We start from the raw sequence: 20,039 nt of genomic DNA, 5'->3' as shown, positions 1-20,039 counted from the left end.
GGCCGTCTGAAAAGTTTTCAGACGGCCTTTTGTTTGATTCCAAATTAAGCTTGTTTGGCAGCCCATTCGGCCGGAGTGGCGGCAACGGAAATCGACAGCGCGTGCAATTCGTTGCTTTCGAGTTGCGGCTTGAGGCCGTCTTTAATCAGGCGGTGGCGGGTGAGGCGGGCTTTGCCTTCAAATGAGGAGGAAACGATTACGGCGAAGAAGTGATGGCCGTCGCCTTCGACTTCGACGTGTTCGCAAGGGGTAACGCCTTCAATCAGGGTTTTGACTTGTTCGGGTAAAAGCATGGGGGTTCCTTGGGAAATGGTTTGCTTGTAAAAGAGGGCATTATACCGAATCTTGATGAAAACAGGCCGTCTGAAAAACCAAACTTCGGGTTTCAGACGGCCTCGGTCTTTTGAAGCGTCAAATGCTTATTCGTACACTTTCAGCAGCTCGACTTCAAAAATCAAGGTCGCGTGCGGAGGAATCACGCCGCCGGCACCGTGTGCGCCGTAGCCCATTTCGGAAGGAATGGTCAGCTTGCGTTTGCCGCCTTCTTTCATGCCGCCGAAGCCTTCGTCCCAACCTTTAATCACTTGGCCGACGCCCAGAGTGATGGTCAGCGGTTGACGGCGGTCGAGGCTGGAGTCGAATTTGGTACCGTCTTCCAACCAGCCGGTGTAATGTACGGTGATTTCTTTGCCTTTGACGGCTTCTTTGCCGTGGCCTTCTTGCAAGTCTTCAATAATCAGGCTCATGATGTTCCTTTCGGATGTATGGTGAAAATCGGCTCAAGATTACCATATTGTGCGGAATCGTGAAACAAAGGCGCCCATATGGCCGGCAACAAAAAGGCCGTCTGAAACGGATTTTCAGACGGCCTTTGTTTTACGCTAAACCTTATTTGTTGTCAGGTCGGGATTTGACATCGGTGGATACAGGCAGCTCAGGCATGGTTCGGGCAGATTCAGGAACATTGCCGGAGAGGGCTTTCAAGAAGGCAACGATGTTTTCAGTTTCTTCCGGAGCCAGAGTTTTACCCAATTGGGCTTTCGCCATGATGTTGACGGCTTTATCCAATTCCCAAACGCTGCCGTTGTGGAAGTATGGATAGGTACGTTCAACGTTTCTCAAGCCGGGAACGCGGAAGAAGAATTCGTCTTCGGCTTTTTTGGTTACGTCCGCACGGCCTTTGTCGTGTTTAGGATCGTCGATGTGTTTCCAGTAAGGACCATCCACCAAACCGAATTTTTGGAACATGGTACCGCCCAAGTTGACGCCGCTGTGACAAGCAATACAGCCGTTGTCCATAAATGCGCGTACGCCTTTGCGTTCTTGTTCGCTCAGGGCAGATACGTTGCCTTTCAGGTAGTCGTCCCAACGGGTCGGGGTCAGCAGGGTACGTTCAAACGCGCCCAATGCGGTGGTGATGTTTTTGAAGGAAACCGCGCCGTCTTCAGGGAATGCGGCTTTGAATTTTTCTTGGTATTCAGGGATACCGGCAATTTTTGCGGCGGCATCGGCTTCGGTAGCGTTGGCCATTTCAACAGGGTTGAGCAATGGGCCGCCGGCTTGTTCTTCCACATCGGCTGCACGGCCGTCCCAGAATTGGCTGCCCAACAAGGCGGCATTCAGAGCAGTTGGGGAGTTACGGCCGCCGAATTGGCTTTTGTGGCCCGCGCTGGTCGGCATGTTGTCTACGCCGGCAGTTGCCAAGTTGTGGCAAGAGTTACAGCTGACGGTGTTGCCTTTGGACAGGCGGTTTTCGTACCAAAGTTGTTGGCCGAGTTTGACCTGTTCTTCGGTAAACGGACGAACTTTTTGCATTTCGGCTAAGTCAGGCAAAGGTTTGAACGTAGCTTGCGCGCGTTCCAACAGGGCTTTGTCTTCGTCAGAAACATCGGCAGAATTTTGAGGGGCTGAAACGGCGGCGGTGCTTGCGGCAGCATCGGCAGCGCTTGCGGCAGAAGCCGCTTGAGGAGTTTCAGTAGTTTGTGCAGTTTTCTCACCGCAGGCGGTCAACGCGGCAGAAACGGCCAAAGCCAGAACGATTTGGTGGAGTTTCAAACGTGGCATAGGAGGTTCCTTTGTTATGCATTTGCTATGTAATGGGTTGCTGGTTGCGACAGCAGTGTTTGAACTATATAAGATGAGTTGCTTTTAATTCTTGCTATAAATCAATCTTTTATTTTTGATAAATTTTGAAAATATAACCGATAGAGAATTTCATGCTATGAAACTTTTTTATTGTTTTTTTACAATTAGTTAAGGTTTTTAAGGCCGTCTGAAAAAACAAAATTCAGACGGCCTTTTAGTTTTTATTGATTACGTTTGTTATTTTCTTTTAAAAAATCTTAATAAATATAGGGTTATTAAAAAATGAAAATAATTTGCGTTATTAAATATAAAGCGTTATAAATGCGTTAACAAATGAACGTTTCACTTTAGAGTTTTTTATGCTGATTGCTTTTTTGATTATGCTGCGCGAGGGCATCGAAGCCGCCCTGATCGTCGGCATTGTTGCCAGTTTTCTGAAACAGTCGGGACACAGCGAGCTGATGCCGAAGGTTTGGCTGGGCGTGTTTTTGGCTGCGGCCATGTGTTTGGGTATCGGTTACGGCATTCATTCCGTTACGGGAGAGATTCCGCAAAAAGAACAGGAATTGGTGGTCGGCGTCATCGGCCTGGTGGCCGTGGCGATGCTGACCTACATGATTTTGTGGATGAAGAAGGCCGCGCGTTCGATGAAACAGCATCTTCAGGATTCTGTTCAGACGGCCTTGAACCACGGCAGCGGCCAGGGTTGGGCCTTGGTCGGCATGGCGTTTTTGGCCGTGGCGCGCGAAGGTTTGGAAAGCGTGTTTTTCCTGCTTGCCGTGTTCCAGCAAAGCCCGACATGGTCTATGCCGATAGGCGCGGTATTGGGGCTGTTGGCGGCGGTTGTCATCGGTACGCTGATTTATCAGGGCGGTATGCGCCTGAACTTGGCGAAGTTTTTCCGTTGGACGGGCGCGTTTTTGATTGTGGTGGCGGCCGGTCTGCTGGCCGGTTCGTTTCGTGCGCTGCATGAGGCTGGCGTATGGAATGCGATGCAAGACATTGCTTTCGACACCTCGAAATATTTGCATGAAGACAGCCCTTTAGGTGTGCTGCTCGGCGGTTTCTTCGGCTATACCGACCATCCGACCGAAGGCGAAGTCCTGATTTGGCTGCTGTATCTGGTTCCCGTCATGATTTGGTTTTTGCGCGGCAGTGCGCCGGCAAAAACGTTAACTAAATAAGAAGGAAGTAAAATGAAAAAATTCAATCTGACTGCTTTGTCTGTAATGCTGGCTCTGGGTTTGACCGCGTGTCAGCCGCCTGAAGCCGAAAAAGCCGCACCTGCCGCTTCAGGCGCATCCGCTGCCGCCAATGCCGACGGTTCGGTCAATATCGGTGTGAACGATACTGCCTGCGAACCGATGGAATTGACCGTCCCCAGCGGCCAAGTCGTGTTCAACATCAAAAACGACAGCGGCCGCAAGCTGGAATGGGAAATTCTGAAAGGCGTGATGGTGGTGGACGAGCGTGAAAACATCGCCCCGGGTTTATCCGACAAAATGACCGTTACCCTGCTGCCGGGCGAATACGAAATGACTTGCGGCCTGTTGACCAATCCGCGCGGTAAGCTGATTGTTACCGACAGCGGCTTCAAAGACACTGCCAACGAAGCCGATTTGGAAAAACTGGCGCAACCTTTGGCCGACTATAAAGCTTACGTTCAAGGCGAGGTTAAAGAGCTGGTGGCGAAAACCAAAACCTTTACTGAAGCCGTCAAAGCCGGCGATATTGAAAAGGCGAAATCCCTGTTTGCTGCCACCCGCGTCCATTACGAACGCATCGAACCGATTGCCGAGCTTTTCAGCGAACTCGACCCCGTCATCGATGCGCGTGAAGACGACTTCAAAGACGGCGCGAAAGATGCCGGGTTTACTGGGTTCCACCGTATCGAACACGCCCTTTGGGTAGAAAAAGACGTATCCGGCGTGAAGGAAATTGCAGCGAAACTGATGACCGATGTCGAAGCCCTGCAAAAAGAAATCGACGCATTGGCATTCCCTCCGGGCAAAGTGGTCGGCGGCGCTTCCGAACTGATTGAAGAAGTGGCGGGCAGTAAAATTAGCGGCGAAGAAGACCGTTACAGCCATACCGACTTGAGCGACTTCCAAGCCAATGTGGAAGGCTCCAAAAAAATTGTTGATTTGTTCCGTCCGCTGATCGAAGCCAAAGACAAAGCGTTGTTGGAAAAAACCGATGCCAACTTTAAACAGGTTGAAGACATTTTGGCGAAATACAAAACCCCGAACGGTTTCGAGCTGTATGACAAACTGAGCGAAGAAGACCGCAAAGCCCTGCAGGCGCCGATTAATGCCTTGGCAGAAGATTTGGCCAAACTGCGCGGCATTTTGGGTTTGAAATAAGATAACGCGTTTTCAGACGGCCTTTGGATATTGAAAGGCCGTCTGAATCTTATTGTCGCCCACACAAAATATGCTTGAAAACCAACCTTACTTCACACGATTGCAATCTTTCCGTTCCCTGCCAAGGAGCAGACCATGAGCCAAAACAAACAACCGGCACAACCCGAAAAACGAACCCTTTTCAAAACTGCCCTTGCCGCCGGTGCCATCGGCGTTGCCGGTTATTTTGCCGGTAAAAAACAAGGCGAAGCCGCCGCCGAAACCCAAAGCAACCAACATTCCGAGCTGGCCTATCCGTGTTATGGCGAGCATCAGGCAGGCATTGTCACGCCACACCAGCTCTTCGGCATCATGTGTGCCTTTGACGTTACCGCCAAAGACGCCAAACAACTTGAAAACCTGTTCCGCGCCCTGACCGCCCGCATCGAATTCCTCACCCAAGGCGGCGAATACCAAGACGGCGACGACAAACTCCCGCCTGCAGGCAGCGGCATCCTCGGCAAACAATTCCGCCCCGACGGGCTGACGGTTACCGTCGGCGTCGGCAGCAGCCTCTTTGACGACCGCTTCGGCCTCAAAGACAAAAAGCCGAAACACTTGCAAGAAATGCGCGACTTCCCCAACGACAAACTCCAAAAATCTTGGTGCGACGGCGACCTCAGCCTGCAAATTTGCGCATTCTCCCCCGAAACCTGCCAAGCCGCCCTGCGCGACATCATTAAAAATACCGCCCAGTTTGCCGTGATCCGTTGGAGCATAGACGGTTGGCTCCCTAAAGCCGAACCCGGCGCCATTGCCGCGCGCAATCTTTTAGGTTTCCGCGACGGCTCCGGCAATCCCAAAGTCGAAGATCCCAAAGTCGCCGATCAAGTCCTGTGGACAGGTGTTGCCGCCAACAGCTTGGACGAACCAGCATGGACGAAAAACGGCAGCTATCAGGCCGTCCGCCTCATCCGCCACTTTGTCGAGTTTTGGGACCGCACCCCGATGCAGGAACAAACCGATATTTTCGGCCGACGCAAATACAGCGGCGCGCCCATGGACGGTAAAAAAGAGGGCGACACCGCCGATTTCGCCAAAGACCCCGACGGCAAAATCACGCCCAAAGACAGCCATATGCGCATTGCCAATCCGCGCGATCCTGAGTTCATGAAAAAACACCTGCTCTACCGTCGCGCCTTCAACTACTCGCGCGGCCTCGCCGCCAACGGCCAGCTCGATGTCGGCTTGATATTCATCTGCTATCAGGCCAACCTTGCCGACGGCTTCATCTTCGTGCAAAACCTGCTCAACGGCGAGCCGCTGGAGGAATACATCAGCCCGTTTGGCGGTGGCTATTTCTTCGTCCTGCCGGGTGTCGAAAAAGGCAGCTTCCTCGGTAAAGAGCTTTTGGGCGTATAAATCCGCCGATGGTTTGAATCAAGAAATAAAAAGGCCGTCTGAAACCTGATTTCCAGATTTCAGACGGCCTTTTTAGTTAAGAAAGCATCATTCCACGTGATTGGGATTGCACGATTTGTTTTTGTTGCTCCTCATATTCAATTCGTTGTGCCGTTTGCTGAATTTGGCTCAGGCTTTCCTCTACCGGCGTCTTAGCCGCTTCCCACATATCTACAGAAGCCATTATTAATCCGGGGGCTCTGTGTCCGACCGAGACTTTCCCATTATCGTTAATATTGATTAAAGACACGTCCTGCATATTGTTTGCATAGCATGTGGAGGTTAATGACATAGCAATTTTATCTACATCATTTTTATCATAGGCAATATTTTTCTTATCACAGAAGTCAGTAAAAGCCTGTTTACACTGATGGAAGATGGCCTGGGCAGTTTTAGGCATATCGTTGATTTTTAGAATATCCCCATCGATGCTAACCTGTGCGTATTGATGCCTTTGTTCGCGTTGATTTTCAGTTAAAATGTATCGTTGGATAAAAGTTCTCTCAGGCATTAGCTTGTGTACATTTTCCATTAACTCATCGATATTTTTTCCTGCAGGATAACGGGAAATGGTATTCGGGATCTTTTCAAATTCGGGAATATTGCCCAATACTTTGGTTGCCGCTTTTTCGGAAGTATTAATCGTGCCGATTTTCTGGCCGTTCCTGTATAAATCTTTGCTGTGGGTGGAATAAACGTTGCTGGCATTTAATGCAGCATAAACGAAATCGATGCAGCTTCGGCTGTTCCAGTTGTAGATATCTTCGTTGAAACCGTATTTTTTTGGGTTTTTTCCAAAATCTTCCAGAACTTTATATTGTGCCTCTGTGATGGCTACCGTTTTTCGATATACCTGTTTCCGATAAACTTTATGTTCGTTAGGTTGGACTTTTCCTGGTTTGTCAGGAGAATACCAGTCAAATTTTTCCGAACCGTCAGGCGGAGCAAAACCGTAGGCAGTAACAGTTTTCCCACCATCGTTGCTGATTCCGTAAAATACATGACCGGGACCGGATGTTTTTTGCTTACCAGTGTGTTCATCTATTTTGGGAGTACCGTCCGAATTAAATAAGGGCGTACCTGCACCTGCTACAAAAATCGTCAAAGTGTATTTTCTTTCGGGCATTGTCATTTCCTTTCTGTAAAATCATTTTGGGGTACGTTCTATATTGACATAAATACCTAATTTCAACTTGGGATAATCGGGATATTGCTGCAACGGTCTAACCGTAAGTTTGTAATATCCCCCTATATCCTGTATTAAAAAACCTGCTACGATAATATTAGTTGAAAGATAATCTTCATTGCCTATTTTACGATTGTCGAGAGAATCAGGATACTTCGCAGTAAAATATTTTTCCTTACTCTCAAAACGGATAGGATGTTTTTTGTTAGCACTTTTTTGCAATACATCCAAATAATAGCTGATACTTCCCTCTTTAAGCCCTACTTTGACTTCTTTTCCTTGTTTGTCAAAATGTTGCAGGGACATTTCAAACTGCAACAGTCCTTTTTCAACCAATTCACGATCCAAATTTTTGTATTTTGCATACTTTGGAATTTCCTGAGTTTTATACTGTTCTACTCCATCGACAATATGCTTTGTAACTATATTTGAATCTGGTCTCAAGACAACAGTCCGAATATTGAAAGCATTGCCTATTTCAAATTTCTTATTCAATTTGAAATAAAACACCTGCTCCTTCTTCGGGTCGATAACCAACAGTTGCTCGAACGGCACCTCATACACCGGATGTCCGTCAACCTCTTTCGGCACGTCTTTATACGGGTCACCGTATTGGGAGCAGGCACTTACAAGGGCTGTTAGAAATCCCAAAATCGTCAGGGTATATTTTTTCTGATTACGCATCATTTTTTCCTTTCATGAGGAGTTTCAGAATTAAATTATTTGTAATACGGTTGGGTATTAACGGACACAGATAGACGGAGTTTAGGATAATTGGGGAAATCTTGAAGCGGTCTAATTTTCAGCCTGTAATAGCCCCCTTTTTCCTGTATCAGAAACCAAGCCATCGCGTTTTCTCGGATACTAAATTCTTCTCCATTAAATCTGTGAGACGAGTGAGCAATAGATTCATCGGCAACAAATTGAGTTTGGTTATTCTTGAATCTAATAGCATTCTCATAATTATTATTAATTTTTGGTAATTCAGCATAATGAATAAAATTATTACTCAAACTTATTTGAGTTTCTTTCTTCCCTTTGTCAAAATGCACTAGAGAAGTTTCAAATTTCAACAACTTGTTTTCAATCAAATAATCATTCATATCCACTCCCTTTTCAATATCGTAATATTTTTTATCTTCAAGCGGATACATTGCCATAATATAGACCGCATAGTTCGTTTCGAGGGCTTTTGGCTTTTTTTTCAATTTGAAATAAAACACCTGCTCTTTCTTCGGATCGATAATCAAAGGCTGCTCGAACGGCACCTCGTATACAGGATGTCCGTTAATTTCTTTTGGTACGTCTTTATATGGATCGCCATATTGGGAACAGGCACTTAAAAAAGTTGTAAAAAAACCTAAAAGAGCTAGTGTATATTTTTTTGTTTTGTTCATTATTTTTTCTTTATATTTTCGGTTGACAGTAAAAAATATGATTAAGTATATACCATTAAGGTTTTAAATATCTTAATTTAAGAAAGGCCGTCTGAAACCTGATTTCCAGATTTCAGACGGCCTGAGTTTTTTCTATCAAACCAAATGTTCCGCCAAGAAAGCCAATGCGTATTCGACGGCTTGCGCCCTTACTGCTTCGCGGTCGCCTGTGAAAAGCGCGGTTTGCTCAAACGAACCTTCGGGCGTGGCCAGGCCGAACCAGACTGTACCGACCGGTTTGGCCGCGCTGCCGCCGCTAGGGCCGGCGATGCCGGAAATACTCAAGGCGTAATCTGCCTGCGCGACGGCCTTTGCGCCGCGTGCCATTTCATAGACGGTCTCGCGGCTGACCGCGCCGTGTTTCAGCAAGGTATCGGGCATGACGCCGAGACGCTCCTGTTTGGCTTGGTTGCTGTATGTGACGAAGCTTTGATGAAACCATTGCGAGCTGCCGGAGAGGGAAGTCAGCGCACCTGCAAGCAGGCCGCCGGTGCAGGACTCGGCGCAGGTAACGGTTTGACGGCGGCTGGTCAGGTGTTCGGCGATGGTTTGCAGATGGGACATGGCGGCTCCTTATGGAAATGGTGGAATGGGGCGGGTGTTCGACCCGCCGGGTTTCAGACGGCCTGAAAGTTGAAATCAGTCTTTCGGCTGAATGAGGTGGACATCACATTGTGGGAATGGGATGTTGATGTTGGCTTCGCGCAGGTTTTCGACGACCTGCTCATTCAAACCAAATCGGAATAAGGCCAAATCCGCTTCGTTCGTCCATGCCCAAAGCGTGATTTCGATGGCGCTGGCGGCAAGGTTGGTAATATATACGACGGCAGGTCGTTCTTCGGTTTGAACACATAATGGATGCTCGGTTGCCGCTCTCAATACGGCGGCTTTGGCGGCTTTCAAGTCGCAGGCGTAATCGACGCCGACAACGACTTGGGCGCGGCACAGGGGTAGGGAGGAGCGGTTGGTGATGCTATTGGTCATGACCACGCTGTTGGGCAGGACGACTTCTTCGTTGTCCGGCGTACTCAAAGAGGTCTGCACCATTTTGATTTCGCGGACGATGCCTTCAAAACCGTTGACGCGGATAAAGTCACCGACTTTAAACGGGCGGAACAGGATAATCAGCACGCCGGCGGCGAAGTTGGACAGTTGGTCTTTCAAAGACAAAGCCACGGCCAAGCCTGCGCCACCGATCAAGGCGGTCACGGAAGTGGTCGGAATGCCGAGTTTGCCCAGTGCGGCGATGATGATGAGGATCAGCAGGCCGATGTTGGCGACGTTGCCGAGGAAGCTGACTAGCGTTTTATCGATTTTGGCGCGCGTCAGCGCGGCTTTCATCAGTGTCACCACGCGCGTGGCGACCCAGCGGCCGATAAAGAAGATGGCTAAGGCGGCCAGCAGGTTGGTACCGAAAGACATGCCGGTTTGGGCGAGTTGTTCCCAGCCGGAGAACGAAGAGAGGACTTGAAGATCGAAATTCATAATTGTGTGTGCGTGTGAAGTTGTTTAAAAGGTCATTGTAAAACAAGGCCGTCTGAAAAACTAATGATTTGGTTTTTCAGACGGCCTTTAATCTTTCTTAAATCTTTTTCAGCTTAACGTAAAACGGTTTTGCTCCAACGGCTCACCCATTGTTTTTGTTTGGTGTTGATGTCGGTGCGGTTGGGGGAATCGCTGTGTTTCGGGGTTTGGGCAAACTCGAATACTTTGGGCAGCGGCGTGTTTTTGGCAGCCGGATAGACCCACATTTCGGCAGGCAGGGCTTGTTGCACTTCGCCGCTTTGCAGCCAGCTCACCAGTTTGGCCGCCAGCTCGGGCTGTTTTGCGCCTTTCAAAACGGCCGCGCCTTCAACTTGGCGGAATGTGCCGCCTTTGAGGAAGAGGTTGCCGGTGGGCGGAGTGCTGTATTTGCCTTTGGAGTAGTGGACTTCGGCCGCCGGGCTGGTGGCATAGCTGACCACGAGGGGATAAGCGCCACCGTTTTGGGTAAAGTCGGTGTAGTAGGCTTCGCTCCAGCCTTTGGCAACTTTCACACCGTTTTGGCGCATTTGTGCCCACCATTTGAACGCGCCTTCTTCACCCATGCCGCCGATGTTGGCCAAGAGGAAGGAGAGGCCGGGCGAAGATGTGGCGGGAGACGGGGTTACCAAAAGGTTTTTATATTCCGGTTTGGTCAGGTCTTGCAGTGTTTGCGGCAGGGGCAGTTTTTTCTGTTCAAACCATTTTTTGTCGTAGTTGATGGCGACATAGGCGTAATCGACGGCCAGCGCATCGGGCAGGGAAGCGGTTACGGGTGCGGATTTGGGTTGGTTGGCGGCAAGGATGCCGGCAGCTTTGGCTTTACCGATGTTGGCGTTGTCCAAACCGTAAACCGCATCGGCAATCGGGTTGGCCTTGCTCAAAATCAGCTTATTGAGCATTTCGTTGCCGCTGCCTGCCTTGATGACGGACACTTTGGCATCGTTGGCTTTTTCAAATTGCGCGATGACGGATTGGGGCAGGCTGAAGGATTTGTGCACAGCCAAACGCACTTCGGTTTGGGCGTACAGGTTTGCCGAAGCCAACAACAGGGCCACGGCGGACAATTTCAGTTTCATTCTCTTTCCTTTGTACGGGTAAAATACGAAATATCATAACAAAATCTGCATATCAAGGCACGATATGAATCATTCTCCCGTTTGGCTGTTTGACCTCGACAATACTTTGCACAATGCCGAAGCCGGCATTTTCTACATCATCAACCGCGCCATGACCGAATACATGGCAGGCCGTCTGAAACTTTCCGAAGAAGCCGCCTCCCACCTGCGCCAAGATTATTGGCACCGATACGGCGCGACGCTTGCCGGTTTGCAAATCCACCATCCCGAAGTCGATATCGATGAATTTTTGCGTGAAAGTCACCCCCTTAAGCAAATTTTGGCAAAGGTGGAGGGTATGGATGGAACTGATGACGTTTTAGGCCGTCTGAAAGGGCGAAAAGCCGTATTTTCCAACGGGCCTTCGTTTTATGTCCGCGCATTGGTTGAAGCCTTGGGCTTGGAAGCACATTTTGACGGCTTGTTCGGCACGGACGACTTCGGCCTGCTCTACAAACCCAATCCGCAAGCCTATCTCAACGTCTGCAGCCTGTTGGGCGTCAAACCCGAACAGTGCGTTATGGTGGACGACAGTGCAGACAATCTGCACCAAGCCAAAGTCTTGGGCATGAAGACCGTTTGGTACGGCGAAAAAGCCCATCCGCTGCCATTTGCCGACGGCATAGCGAAAGATATGCAGGGCTTGCTTGATTTTGCACAAAACCTGCCATTAAGCCTTTAAAAAACCAGTACAATACACAGTATTTCCAACATTTAAAAACAAGGACAACATCATGCGTAAACTCGCTTTAATTCTGACCGCCGCCGCCGTTTTGGCCGGTTGCTCTTGGGAAACTTACACCAACGAATCCGGCCGTACCGCCGTACGCCAAAAATATGCTACCGGCACACCTATCGTTTATCAGGACGGTACTTATTCTAAAAACATGAATTACAACCAGTTCCGCCCCGAGCGCCGCGCCGTCCAATCCAATCAAGCGGATCATGCCGAACACGGCGAACGCGGCCAACACTGGCAAAAACCGCAATTTGCCAATCAACAGCCAGCAACCGAATAACAATATCCCCAAGGCCGTCTGAAACGGAGTGAAAAACAATCAACACTTGTTGCCACACTTTTCAGACGGCCTCAAACAACGACAACGGAAACCGTATCATGGCTCAGACAGCTTTAAATATCGTCATCCTTGCCGCCGGCAAAGGCACGCGCATGTACTCCAAAATGCCCAAAGTGCTGCACCGCATCGGCGGCCTTCCCATGGTTGAGCGCGTTATCGACACCGCCGCCGCCCTGAATCCCCAAAACATCTGCGTCGTCATCGGACACGGCAAAGACCAAGTCTTGGACACCGTCAAACGCGACGTCGTCTGGGTCGAACAAACCGAACAGCTCGGCACCGGCCACGCCGTCAAAACTGCCCTGCCCCACCTTGCCGCCGAAGGCCGCACGCTGGTGCTGTACGGCGACGTCCCCCTGATTGACACCGCCACCCTCGAAACCCTGCTCGAAGCCGCAGGCGACGAAGTCGGCCTGTTGACCGACGTGCCCAACGACCCGACAGGTTTGGGCCGCATCATCCGCGACAGCAACGGCAGCGTAACCGCCATTGTCGAAGAAAAAGACGCCGATGCCGCCCAAAAAGCCGTCCGCGAAATCAACACAGGCATCCTCGTCCTGCCCAACGCCAAACTCGAAAACTGGCTGAACAGCCTCTCCAGCAACAACGCCCAAGGCGAATACTACCTGACCGACCTCATCGCCAAAGCCGTTGCCGACGGCATCAAAGTCCATCCCGTCCAAGTGCGCGCCTCCCACCTCGCCGCCGGCGTGAACAACAAACTCCAGCTCGCCGAACTCGAACGCATCTTCCAAACCGAACAAGCGCAAGAGTTGCTCAAAGCAGGCGTCACCCTGCGCGATCCCGCCCGCTTCGACTTAAGGGGTCGTCTGAAACACGGACAAGACGTCGTGATTGACGTCAACGTCGTCCTCGAAGGCGACATCGAAATCGGCGACAACGTCGAAATCGGCGCAAACTGCGTCATCAAAAACGCCAAAATCGGCGCAAACAGCAAAATCGCCCCCTTCTCCCACCTCGAAGACTGCGAAGTCGGACAAAACAACCAAATCGGCCCCTACGCCCGCCTGCGTCCGCAAGCCCGCCTTTCAGACGACGTACACGTCGGCAACTTCGTCGAAATCAAAAACGCCGCCATCGGCAAAGGCACCAAAGCCAACCACCTCACCTACATCGGCGACGCCGAAGTCGGCAGCAAAACCAACTTCGGCGCAGGCACGATCATTGCCAACTACGACGGCGTGAACAAATACAAAACCGTCATCGGCGACGAAGTCCGCATCGGCTCCAACTGCGTCTTGGTCGCCCCCGTCACCCTCGGCAACAAAGTGACAACTGGCGCAGGCAGCACGATTACCCGCAATGTCGAAGACAACAAACTCGCCCTCGCCCGCGCCCGCCAAACCGTCATCGAAGGCTGGGTGCGTCCCGAAAAAGGCGATAAGAAGTAAGGTTCGGCCGATTCCACCCGTTTTTCAGACGGCCTTTCCATCAAGAGGTCGTCTGAAACCCAAATCCGCGCCGTTCGGATGATGTAAAACGGCTTTTTACCGCTGTCGCCTCCGGAAGCCGGAGCGGTAGCCATTTCGTTAATCTTTTGATACTAAGGAACTCATATGTGCGGTATCGTCGGCGCCATCCGCGCCAATCACAATGTAGTCGATTTTCTGACCGACGGTCTCAAACGCCTTGAATATCGTGGCTATGACTCGTCGGGTATCGCCGTCAACGCAGACGGCAAAATCAAACGCGTGCGCCGTGTCGGCCGCGTGCAGCTGATGGAAGACGACGCGCGCGAAAAAGGCGTGTTCGGACACATTGGCATCGGCCATACCCGCTGGGCGACCCACGGCGGCGTAACCGAACCCAACGCCCACCCACACATCTCCGGCGGCATGATTGCCGTCGTCCACAACGGCATCATCGAAAACTTCGAAGCCGAACGCGAACGCCTCAAAGCCTTGGGTTACACCTTCGAATCGCAAACCGATACCGAAGTCATCGCCCACAGCGTCAATCACGAATACACCCAAAACGGCGGCAAACTGTTTGAAGCCGTCCGCGCAGCTACCGCCCGTTTCCACGGCGCATACGCCATCGCCGTGATAGCGCAGGACAAACCCGAAGAAATGGTTGTTGCACGCATGGGCTGCCCGCTCTTGGTGGCATTGGGCGACCAAGAAACCTTCATCGCCTCCGACGTATCCGCCGTCATCGCCTTTACCCGCCGCATCGCCTATTTGGAAGACGGCGACATCGCCGTATTGAGCGCGAACGGTATTGAAAAACTGATCGACAAAACCGGTGCCGATACCCAACGCAAAGTCAAAGTATCCGAGTTGTCGCTCGCTTCACTGGAGTTGGGCCCTTACAGCCACTTCATGCAAAAAGAAATCCACGAACAACCGCGCGCCATCGCCGATACCGCCGAAGTCTTCCTTGACGGCGGCTTCGAACCCGAAAACTTCGGCGCGAATGCACGCGAAGTGTTCGACGACATCCGCAGCATCAAAATCCTCGCCTGCGGCACGTCCTACTACGCCGCGCTGACCGCCAAATACTGGCTCGAATCCATCGCCAAAATGCCGACCGATGTGGAAATCGCCAGCGAATACCGCTACCGCGACGTGATTGCCGATCCCGAACAGCTCGTCATCACCATCTCCCAATCCGGCGAAACCTTGGACACCATGGAAGCCCTGAAATACGCGCAGTCTTTGGGACATAAACACAGCCTGTCCATCTGCAACGTCATGGAATCCGCCCTGCCGCGCGAAAGCGAATTGGTGCTGTACACCCGCGCCGGTGCAGAAATCGGCGTCGCCTCCACCAAAGCGTTTACCACGCAACTGGTCGTCCTCTTCGGCTTGGCGGTTACCTTGGGCAAACAGCGCGGCTTAATATCCGAAGAACAAGCGCACGCCTATGTCGAAGAATTGCGCCAACTGCCCGGCAGTGTGCAACACGCCCTCAACCTCGAGCCGCAGATTGCCGCCTGGTCGCAGAAATTCGCCAAGAAAAACAGCGCACTCTTCCTCGGACGCGGCATCCATTTCCCGATTGCCCTCGAAGGCGCGTTGAAACTGAAAGAAATCACCTATATCCATGCCGAAGCCTACCCCGCAGGTGAGTTGAAACACGGCCCGCTGGCATTGGTGGACGAAAACATGCCCGTTGTCGTCATCGCCCCCAACGACAGTCTCTTGGACAAAGTCAAAGCCAATATGCAGGAAGTCGGCGCACGCGGCGGTGAACTCTTTGTCTTCGCCGACCTCGACAGCAACTTCAACGCCACCGAAGGCGTGCACGTTATCCGCGCCCCACGCCACGTCGGCGTACTCTCGCCGATTGTGCATACCATCCCCGTGCAGCTCCTGTCTTACCACGCCGCCCTTGCACGCGGTACAGACGTGGACAAGCCGCGCAACTTGGCTAAATCGGTAACGGTTGAATAAGTAATAAACCGGTTAAAAAGGCCGTCTGAAACCTGTTTCAAGGTTTCAGACGGCCTTTATATTTGTTGGTTTCAGTAATAGAAATGCTATTTATGATGTCTTTGCTTCCATTATAAATGTGCAACACCAGTTGATTGTGACCGATATTTTATTGATTAGAGTAGCTCTGATGACAAGTAAGCAAACCGACAGAATGATAACAGGCCGTCTGAAAAATCTTTCAGACGGCCTGTTGTTTTAAAGCGTTTTATTCTGCGCCGACAACGACGGTGTTGAGGTCTTTGAATTTGACGCGGCGTTGCCATGCGTCGCGGACTTGTTCGACGGTCAGGCTGTTAATGGCTTTGGGGTAGGCTTCCAAGTAGTCGTTGGGCAGGTCGTAGAGGCCGATCAGGCTCAGGTAGTTGAGCAGTTTGTCGTTGGAGTCGTAGCGCAGGGGGAAGCCGCCGACGATGTTGGCTTTGGCCTGTTTCAGCTCGGCTTCGGTCGGGCCTTCGGCGATAAACTGCTCGATGACGGCTTGGGTGTCGGCCAGTGAGGCTTTGGTGTTTTTCTTTTGGGTAGAGTAGGAAACGGTAAACGTGCCCTCTTCTGTCGCCGAGGCGAGGCTGCTGTATACGCCGTAGGTGTAGCCGTGTTGGTCGCGCAAAACTTTCATGAGGCGGCTGTCGAAACCGCCGCCGCCGAGGATGTAGTTGCCGGCAACGAGGGCGTAATAGTCGGGGTCATGGCGTTTGAAGAGGGAAGTACCGAGCAGGATTTGTGCCTGTGTGCCGGCAAAGGGGATGTCGCGGCGTTGGGCGGTTTGTTTGGGAACGGGCGGGATGGCGTGGGTTGCGGTGGCTTTGGCCGGCAGGTCTTTGAGGACGCGCTCGACCAGTTGCTCTGCCTGTTTGCGGTTGAGGTCGCCGACGATGGCGACGATGGCGTTGTCTTTGCCGTAGTGGGTGCGGTGGAAGGCGCGGATGTCGTCCAGACTAACGTTTTTGAGGCTGTCAACGGTTACGTTTGCGCCACTGCCATAGGGGTGGTTCGGGTAGATGAGCTTGGTCAGTTCACGCGTGGCGGTGTAGTCGGGGGTGGTTTCCTGTTGTTGCAAGCCGGTAATGGATTGGATTTGACGGCGGCGGAAAACGGCTTCGTCAAAGCGCGGACGGGTCAGCGAGTGGTTGAGCAAGTTGGCGGCTTTGTCGCGGATGTCGGCTTTGCTGAGGCTGCGGAAGCCTGCGGATGCGCTTTCAGCATTTCTGTCGCTGCTGATGTGCGCGCCGATGTTGTCGGCTTCGGCATTGAAGGCTTCTTCGTCCAGCTCTTGGGTGCCGTCGGTCAGGAGGGCGGCGGTAAATTCGGCAACTTGGCTTTTGCCGTCCGGATTGGCGACGCTGCCTGCGCCCTTGAAGCTGACTTCAAGGTCGATGATGGGGTTTTCGTGGCGTTCGACAAGGAGGATTTGGGTGCCGTCGCGGTTGCGCCAGCGTTGGATGTCGGTGGCGGCTTGGACGCTTAAGGGCAGGAGTAGGGCAAGGGCGAGCAGGGTGGGTTTCATGTTGTGGCTTTCTGTTAAGGCCGTCTGAAAGGGTATGGGCTTTCAGACGGCCTGATGTTTATCGGCGTTTGGCAGCTTTTTTGCTTGGCGCGGCGGCAGGTTTTTGCGGCTCGATGATGACGGTGCTCATGCGCTCGTCGGTCAACATCCGGGCGGCGGCCTGTACTTCTTGCGCGCTGACTGCCTGTAAGCGGCGGTGGATTTCTTGTTCGTCGGTATATTGGAAACCGCGCGCTTCGAGGCGGCCCATCATGGAGGCTTGGGAAGACATGGAGTCTTTGGCGTAGATTTCGCTGACCGCTGCTTGGGTTTTGACGCGCTGCAATTCTTTTTCGGAAACGCCGTTGTCGGCAATGTCTTTGATTTCTTGGCGCAGTTGGGCAATCAGAGTATCGGTTTTCACGCCTTCGGCAGGCATGGCCATTACGCTGAACAGCGGCATTTCACGGCTGATGATGTCGTAATGCGTTCCTGCGTTCAATGCGGTTTGCTTGCCGCGCACGAGGTTTTTGTCAAAACGGCTGGACGCGTTGCCTGCCAAAATATCGGAGAGGACGTCGAGGGCAAAAGGCATTGCGTCGTCGAATTTTTGGAGTTTCGGCACACGGAAGTTGATGGCAATCAGCGGCTGGTGTGTGACCGGAGAAGTGGCTTTGACCGTAACAGGCTTACGCAAATAGGGTTCGGTATGGAGTTTGTTGCGCGGCGGCTGGGCTTTGGCCGGAATATCGCCAAAGAGTTTGGCGGCCGTCTGAAGCGTTTGTTTAGCATCGACATCACCGACAATGACCAATACGGCATTGTTGGGCGCGTAATATTGTTTGTACCACGCGCGCAGGTCGTCGGCTTTTAGGGTGTGCAAATCTTTCATGTAGCCGATGACGGAGGCGCGCATGGACGGTTGGGTAAAGGCGGCAAGATAGGCTTGTTCCCACATTTTGCCGTCGGCCGTGTCTTCCGTGCGCTGGCGGCGTTCTTCACGGATGACGTTCATCTCGTTGAGGAATTCTTTGTCGCTGAAGTTGAGGTTGTGCATGCGGTCTGCCTCGAGCTTCAGAATCTCGGGCAGGTTGGCGGCGGCGACGTTTTCGTAATACACCGTTTCATTGCGGCTGGTGTAGGCATTGTTTTGTCCGCCCAGCTCGGATACGCGGCGGTTGAATTCGCCGGAGGGAACGTCTTTCGTGCCTTTAAACATCATGTGTTCCAAAGCATGGCTCAGACCGCTTTTGCCCGGTTTTTCATCCACGCTGCCGATTTTGTACCAAATCTGCGAAACGGCCACAGGCGCGCGATGGTCTTCTTTAACGATGATTTTCAGACCGTTGGGCAGGGTTTCAGAAAGCGTCTGCGCCCATGAGGCGGCAGGCAGCGCGAAGGCAAGCATTAAAGCAATTCGGCGTAACATGGTTTAATCCGTAAAATGAAAATCAATCGCCAAAGTATAGCGGAAAATCTGAAAGATTGGCCGAATGTTTCAGACGGCCTGGGCTTTATCTGCTGATTCACATCAAGCGCGGCTGTTGCCAATCTTTACCGTCACGCCTCATTCGCGGATAATCCCAAACATTCCCGTTTCCAACCATCACAAAGGAATCATCATGGCATTTTTGAAACTGACCGAACAAAATGTTCAAGGCAAAACCGTTCTGATCCGCGCCGATATGAACGTGCCGTTCAAAGACGGCAACATCAGCGACGACACCCGTATCCGCGCTTCGCTCGCATCCATTAAATACTGCTTGGACAACGGCGCGTCTGTGATCGTGATGACCCACCTCGGCCGTCCGACCGAAGGCGAATTCCATCCTGAAGACGATGTGGCGCCTGTTGCCGCGCATTTGGGCAAACTGTTGGGCAAAGACGTGAAAGTATTGAACGACTGGCGTGAAAACAAACCGACCTTGAACGCCGGTGATGTCGTGATGCTGCAAAACGTGCGCATCAACAAAGGCGAGAAGAAAAACGACTTGGAGCTGGGCAAAGCCTACGCTTCTTTGTGCGACGTGTTCGTCAACGACGCATTCGGTACCGCCCACCGCGCCCAAGCTTCGACTGAAGCCGTTGCCCAAGCTGCGCCGGTTGCCTGCGCCGGCGTGTTGATGGCGGGCGAACTCGACGCTTTGGGCAAAGCCCTGAAACAACCGGCTCATCCGATGGTTGCCATCGTTGCCGGCAGCAAAGTGTCTACCAAACTGACCATCCTCGAATCTTTGGCCGACAAAGTCGACCAACTCATCGTCGGCGGCGGCATTGCCAATACCTTCCTGTTGGCAGAAGGCAAAGCCATCGGCAAATCTTTGGCCGAACACGATTTGGTGGAAGAGTCCAAAAAAATTATGGCGAAAATGGCGGCCAAAGGCGGCTCTGTTCCGCTGCCGACCGATGTGGTTGTCGCTAAAGCCTTTGCCGCCGATGCGGAAGCTGTGGTGAAAGACATTGACGACGTTGCCGAAGATGACATGATTTTGGACATCGGCCCGAAATCCGCCGCTGCTTTGGCCGATTTGCTCAAAGCCGCAGGCACGGTGGTGTGGAACGGCCCGGTCGGCGTGTTTGAATTTGACCAATTTGCCGGCGGTACTAAAGTATTGGCCGAAGCGATTGCCCAAAGCGATGCGTTCTCGATTGCCGGCGGCGGCGACACTTTGGCGGCGATTGCCAAATTCGGCGTAACCGATCAAATCAGCTACATTTCTACCGGCGGCGGTGCGTTCCTTGAGTTCTTGGAAGGCAAAGAGTTGCCTGCCGTTGCTGCTTTGGAAAAACGCGGCGCATAATCGGTTTTAAAATCGATTGTTAAAAATAAAGGCCGTCTGAACATTGAACTGGCCCCCAAATCTTGGACA

General features: G+C 51.9%; 19 protein-coding genes. 8 read left to right on the top strand and 11 right to left on the bottom strand.

All coding sequences use genetic code 11. The features are described 5' to 3' along the window. Window positions 1-44 precede the first annotated feature (44 nt). The 3 genes from HMPREF3052_RS10020 to HMPREF3052_RS10010 all read right to left on the bottom strand — a co-directional run bounded on the left by HMPREF3052_RS10020 (window position 45) and on the right by HMPREF3052_RS10010 (window position 2,064). Complete coding sequence (locus HMPREF3052_RS10020; protein WP_070749701.1) at window positions 45-293, bottom strand: BolA family protein; 249 nt, start codon at window positions 291-293, stop codon at window positions 45-47. Window positions 294-419: 126 nt separating this feature from the next. Further along, window positions 420-749 carry an FKBP-type peptidyl-prolyl cis-trans isomerase gene (locus tag HMPREF3052_RS10015; protein ID WP_094192864.1) on the bottom strand — a complete coding sequence of 110 codons (330 nt, stop codon included), beginning with the start codon at window positions 747-749 and terminating at the stop codon, window positions 420-422. A gap of 139 nt (window positions 750-888) precedes the next feature. Further along, the gene (locus tag HMPREF3052_RS10010) at window positions 889-2,064 is read right to left on the bottom strand and encodes a cytochrome-c peroxidase (RefSeq protein WP_070749700.1); all 1,176 of its coding nucleotides are present in this window, start codon (window positions 2,062-2,064) and stop codon (window positions 889-891) included. A gap of 380 nt (window positions 2,065-2,444) precedes the next feature. Between HMPREF3052_RS10010 and efeU the strand changes: the two genes are divergently transcribed. The 3 genes from efeU (at window position 2,445) to efeB (ending at window position 5,849) form a co-directional block, all read left to right on the top strand. After that, window positions 2,445-3,269 (top strand): iron uptake transporter permease EfeU, encoded by an 825-nt coding sequence (efeU, locus tag HMPREF3052_RS10005; protein ID WP_070749699.1) that lies wholly within the window; start codon window positions 2,445-2,447, stop codon window positions 3,267-3,269. A 12-nt stretch (window positions 3,270-3,281) separates the two neighbouring features. Further along, the gene (gene efeO, locus HMPREF3052_RS10000; RefSeq protein ID WP_004519217.1) at window positions 3,282-4,448 is read left to right on the top strand and encodes an iron uptake system protein EfeO; all 1,167 of its coding nucleotides are present in this window, start codon (window positions 3,282-3,284) and stop codon (window positions 4,446-4,448) included. 135 nt (window positions 4,449-4,583) lie between these two features. Continuing rightward, window positions 4,584-5,849, top strand: a complete 1,266-nt coding sequence (gene efeB, locus HMPREF3052_RS09995) for an iron uptake transporter deferrochelatase/peroxidase subunit (RefSeq protein ID WP_070749698.1) — start codon at window positions 4,584-4,586, stop codon at window positions 5,847-5,849. Window positions 5,850-5,925: 76 nt separating this feature from the next. On the opposite strand, the gene HMPREF3052_RS11940 is transcribed toward efeB, so the two are convergent. The 6 genes from HMPREF3052_RS11940 to HMPREF3052_RS09965 all read right to left on the bottom strand — a co-directional run bounded on the left by HMPREF3052_RS11940 (window position 5,926) and on the right by HMPREF3052_RS09965 (window position 11,110). Continuing rightward, complete coding sequence (locus tag HMPREF3052_RS11940) at window positions 5,926-7,014, bottom strand: hypothetical protein (RefSeq protein WP_210399521.1); 1,089 nt, start codon at window positions 7,012-7,014, stop codon at window positions 5,926-5,928. A gap of 21 nt (window positions 7,015-7,035) precedes the next feature. Continuing rightward, a complete protein-coding gene (locus HMPREF3052_RS09985) occupies window positions 7,036-7,761 on the bottom strand; it encodes a hypothetical protein (RefSeq protein ID WP_141756640.1) in 726 nt (241 codons plus the stop codon). Window positions 7,762-7,793: 32 nt separating this feature from the next. Then, entirely contained in the window at window positions 7,794-8,471 is a 678-nt protein-coding gene (locus HMPREF3052_RS09980; protein WP_070749696.1) for a hypothetical protein, read from the bottom strand. A gap of 135 nt (window positions 8,472-8,606) precedes the next feature. Then, entirely contained in the window at window positions 8,607-9,074 is a 468-nt protein-coding gene (locus HMPREF3052_RS09975; RefSeq protein WP_003686660.1) for a CinA family protein, read from the bottom strand. A gap of 75 nt (window positions 9,075-9,149) precedes the next feature. Then, window positions 9,150-9,995, bottom strand: a complete 846-nt coding sequence (locus tag HMPREF3052_RS09970) for a mechanosensitive ion channel family protein (RefSeq protein WP_070749695.1) — start codon at window positions 9,993-9,995, stop codon at window positions 9,150-9,152. Window positions 9,996-10,108: 113 nt separating this feature from the next. After that, on the bottom strand, window positions 10,109-11,110 hold the full coding sequence (locus HMPREF3052_RS09965) for a thiamine ABC transporter substrate-binding protein (RefSeq protein ID WP_070749694.1): 1,002 nt from the start codon (window positions 11,108-11,110) through the stop codon (window positions 10,109-10,111). A 64-nt stretch (window positions 11,111-11,174) separates the two neighbouring features. Between HMPREF3052_RS09965 and HMPREF3052_RS09960 the strand changes: the two genes are divergently transcribed. From HMPREF3052_RS09960 to glmS, 4 genes are all read left to right on the top strand, one after another. Beyond that, window positions 11,175-11,831, top strand: coding sequence for a pyrimidine 5'-nucleotidase (locus HMPREF3052_RS09960; protein WP_070749693.1), 657 nt, complete (start codon window positions 11,175-11,177; stop codon window positions 11,829-11,831). Window positions 11,832-11,883: 52 nt separating this feature from the next. After that, complete coding sequence (locus HMPREF3052_RS09955; protein WP_003686634.1) at window positions 11,884-12,168, top strand: membrane lipoprotein lipid attachment site-containing protein; 285 nt, start codon at window positions 11,884-11,886, stop codon at window positions 12,166-12,168. Window positions 12,169-12,266: 98 nt separating this feature from the next. After that, window positions 12,267-13,640 (top strand): bifunctional UDP-N-acetylglucosamine diphosphorylase/glucosamine-1-phosphate N-acetyltransferase GlmU, encoded by a 1,374-nt coding sequence (glmU, locus tag HMPREF3052_RS09950; RefSeq protein ID WP_070749692.1) that lies wholly within the window; start codon window positions 12,267-12,269, stop codon window positions 13,638-13,640. A 165-nt stretch (window positions 13,641-13,805) separates the two neighbouring features. Further along, a complete protein-coding gene (gene glmS, locus HMPREF3052_RS09945; RefSeq protein ID WP_070749691.1) occupies window positions 13,806-15,644 on the top strand; it encodes a glutamine--fructose-6-phosphate transaminase (isomerizing) in 1,839 nt (612 codons plus the stop codon). Between the two features lie 247 nt (window positions 15,645-15,891). On the opposite strand, the gene HMPREF3052_RS09940 is transcribed toward glmS, so the two are convergent. Continuing rightward, window positions 15,892-17,190: a M16 family metallopeptidase gene (locus HMPREF3052_RS09940; RefSeq protein WP_070749690.1), complete on the bottom strand. Its 1,299-nt coding sequence runs from the start codon at window positions 17,188-17,190 to the stop codon at window positions 15,892-15,894. A gap of 58 nt (window positions 17,191-17,248) precedes the next feature. Continuing rightward, window positions 17,249-18,598 (bottom strand): M16 family metallopeptidase, encoded by a 1,350-nt coding sequence (locus HMPREF3052_RS09935; protein ID WP_070749689.1) that lies wholly within the window; start codon window positions 18,596-18,598, stop codon window positions 17,249-17,251. A gap of 193 nt (window positions 18,599-18,791) precedes the next feature. Between HMPREF3052_RS09935 and HMPREF3052_RS09930 the strand changes: the two genes are divergently transcribed. Next, window positions 18,792-19,970, top strand: coding sequence for a phosphoglycerate kinase (locus HMPREF3052_RS09930; RefSeq protein WP_070749688.1), 1,179 nt, complete (start codon window positions 18,792-18,794; stop codon window positions 19,968-19,970). The last annotated feature ends 69 nt before the right edge of the window (window positions 19,971-20,039 follow it).

The sequence above is a fragment of the Neisseria sp. HMSC056A03 genome, assembly GCF_001815685.1.
GTDB classification, from domain to species: domain Bacteria; phylum Pseudomonadota; class Gammaproteobacteria; order Burkholderiales; family Neisseriaceae; genus Neisseria; species Neisseria subflava.
Note: the sequence above shows the minus strand (reverse complement) of the source record. Positions and strands in the feature narration are given on the sequence as shown.

Coding starts and splice junctions, on each gene's coding strand:
- HMPREF3052_RS10020 (WP_070749701.1), bottom strand. CDS start 293: ATGCTTTTACCCGAACAAGTCAAAACCCTGATTGAAGGCGTTACCCCT.
- HMPREF3052_RS10010 (WP_070749700.1), bottom strand. CDS start 2,064: ATGCCACGTTTGAAACTCCACCAAATCGTTCTGGCTTTGGCCGTTTCT.
- efeU (WP_070749699.1), top strand. CDS start 2,445: ATGCTGATTGCTTTTTTGATTATGCTGCGCGAGGGCATCGAAGCCGCC.
- efeO (WP_004519217.1), top strand. CDS start 3,282: ATGAAAAAATTCAATCTGACTGCTTTGTCTGTAATGCTGGCTCTGGGT.
- efeB (WP_070749698.1), top strand. CDS start 4,584: ATGAGCCAAAACAAACAACCGGCACAACCCGAAAAACGAACCCTTTTC.
- HMPREF3052_RS11940 (WP_210399521.1), bottom strand. CDS start 7,014: ATGCCCGAAAGAAAATACACTTTGACGATTTTTGTAGCAGGTGCAGGT.
- HMPREF3052_RS09985 (WP_141756640.1), bottom strand. CDS start 7,761: ATGATGCGTAATCAGAAAAAATATACCCTGACGATTTTGGGATTTCTA.
- HMPREF3052_RS09980 (WP_070749696.1), bottom strand. CDS start 8,471: ATGAACAAAACAAAAAAATATACACTAGCTCTTTTAGGTTTTTTTACA.
- HMPREF3052_RS09975 (WP_003686660.1), bottom strand. CDS start 9,074: ATGTCCCATCTGCAAACCATCGCCGAACACCTGACCAGCCGCCGTCAA.
- HMPREF3052_RS09970 (WP_070749695.1), bottom strand. CDS start 9,995: ATGAATTTCGATCTTCAAGTCCTCTCTTCGTTCTCCGGCTGGGAACAA.
- HMPREF3052_RS09965 (WP_070749694.1), bottom strand. CDS start 11,110: ATGAAACTGAAATTGTCCGCCGTGGCCCTGTTGTTGGCTTCGGCAAAC.
- HMPREF3052_RS09960 (WP_070749693.1), top strand. CDS start 11,175: ATGAATCATTCTCCCGTTTGGCTGTTTGACCTCGACAATACTTTGCAC.
- HMPREF3052_RS09955 (WP_003686634.1), top strand. CDS start 11,884: ATGCGTAAACTCGCTTTAATTCTGACCGCCGCCGCCGTTTTGGCCGGT.
- glmU (WP_070749692.1), top strand. CDS start 12,267: ATGGCTCAGACAGCTTTAAATATCGTCATCCTTGCCGCCGGCAAAGGC.
- glmS (WP_070749691.1), top strand. CDS start 13,806: ATGTGCGGTATCGTCGGCGCCATCCGCGCCAATCACAATGTAGTCGAT.
- HMPREF3052_RS09940 (WP_070749690.1), bottom strand. CDS start 17,190: ATGAAACCCACCCTGCTCGCCCTTGCCCTACTCCTGCCCTTAAGCGTC.
- HMPREF3052_RS09935 (WP_070749689.1), bottom strand. CDS start 18,598: ATGTTACGCCGAATTGCTTTAATGCTTGCCTTCGCGCTGCCTGCCGCC.
- HMPREF3052_RS09930 (WP_070749688.1), top strand. CDS start 18,792: ATGGCATTTTTGAAACTGACCGAACAAAATGTTCAAGGCAAAACCGTT.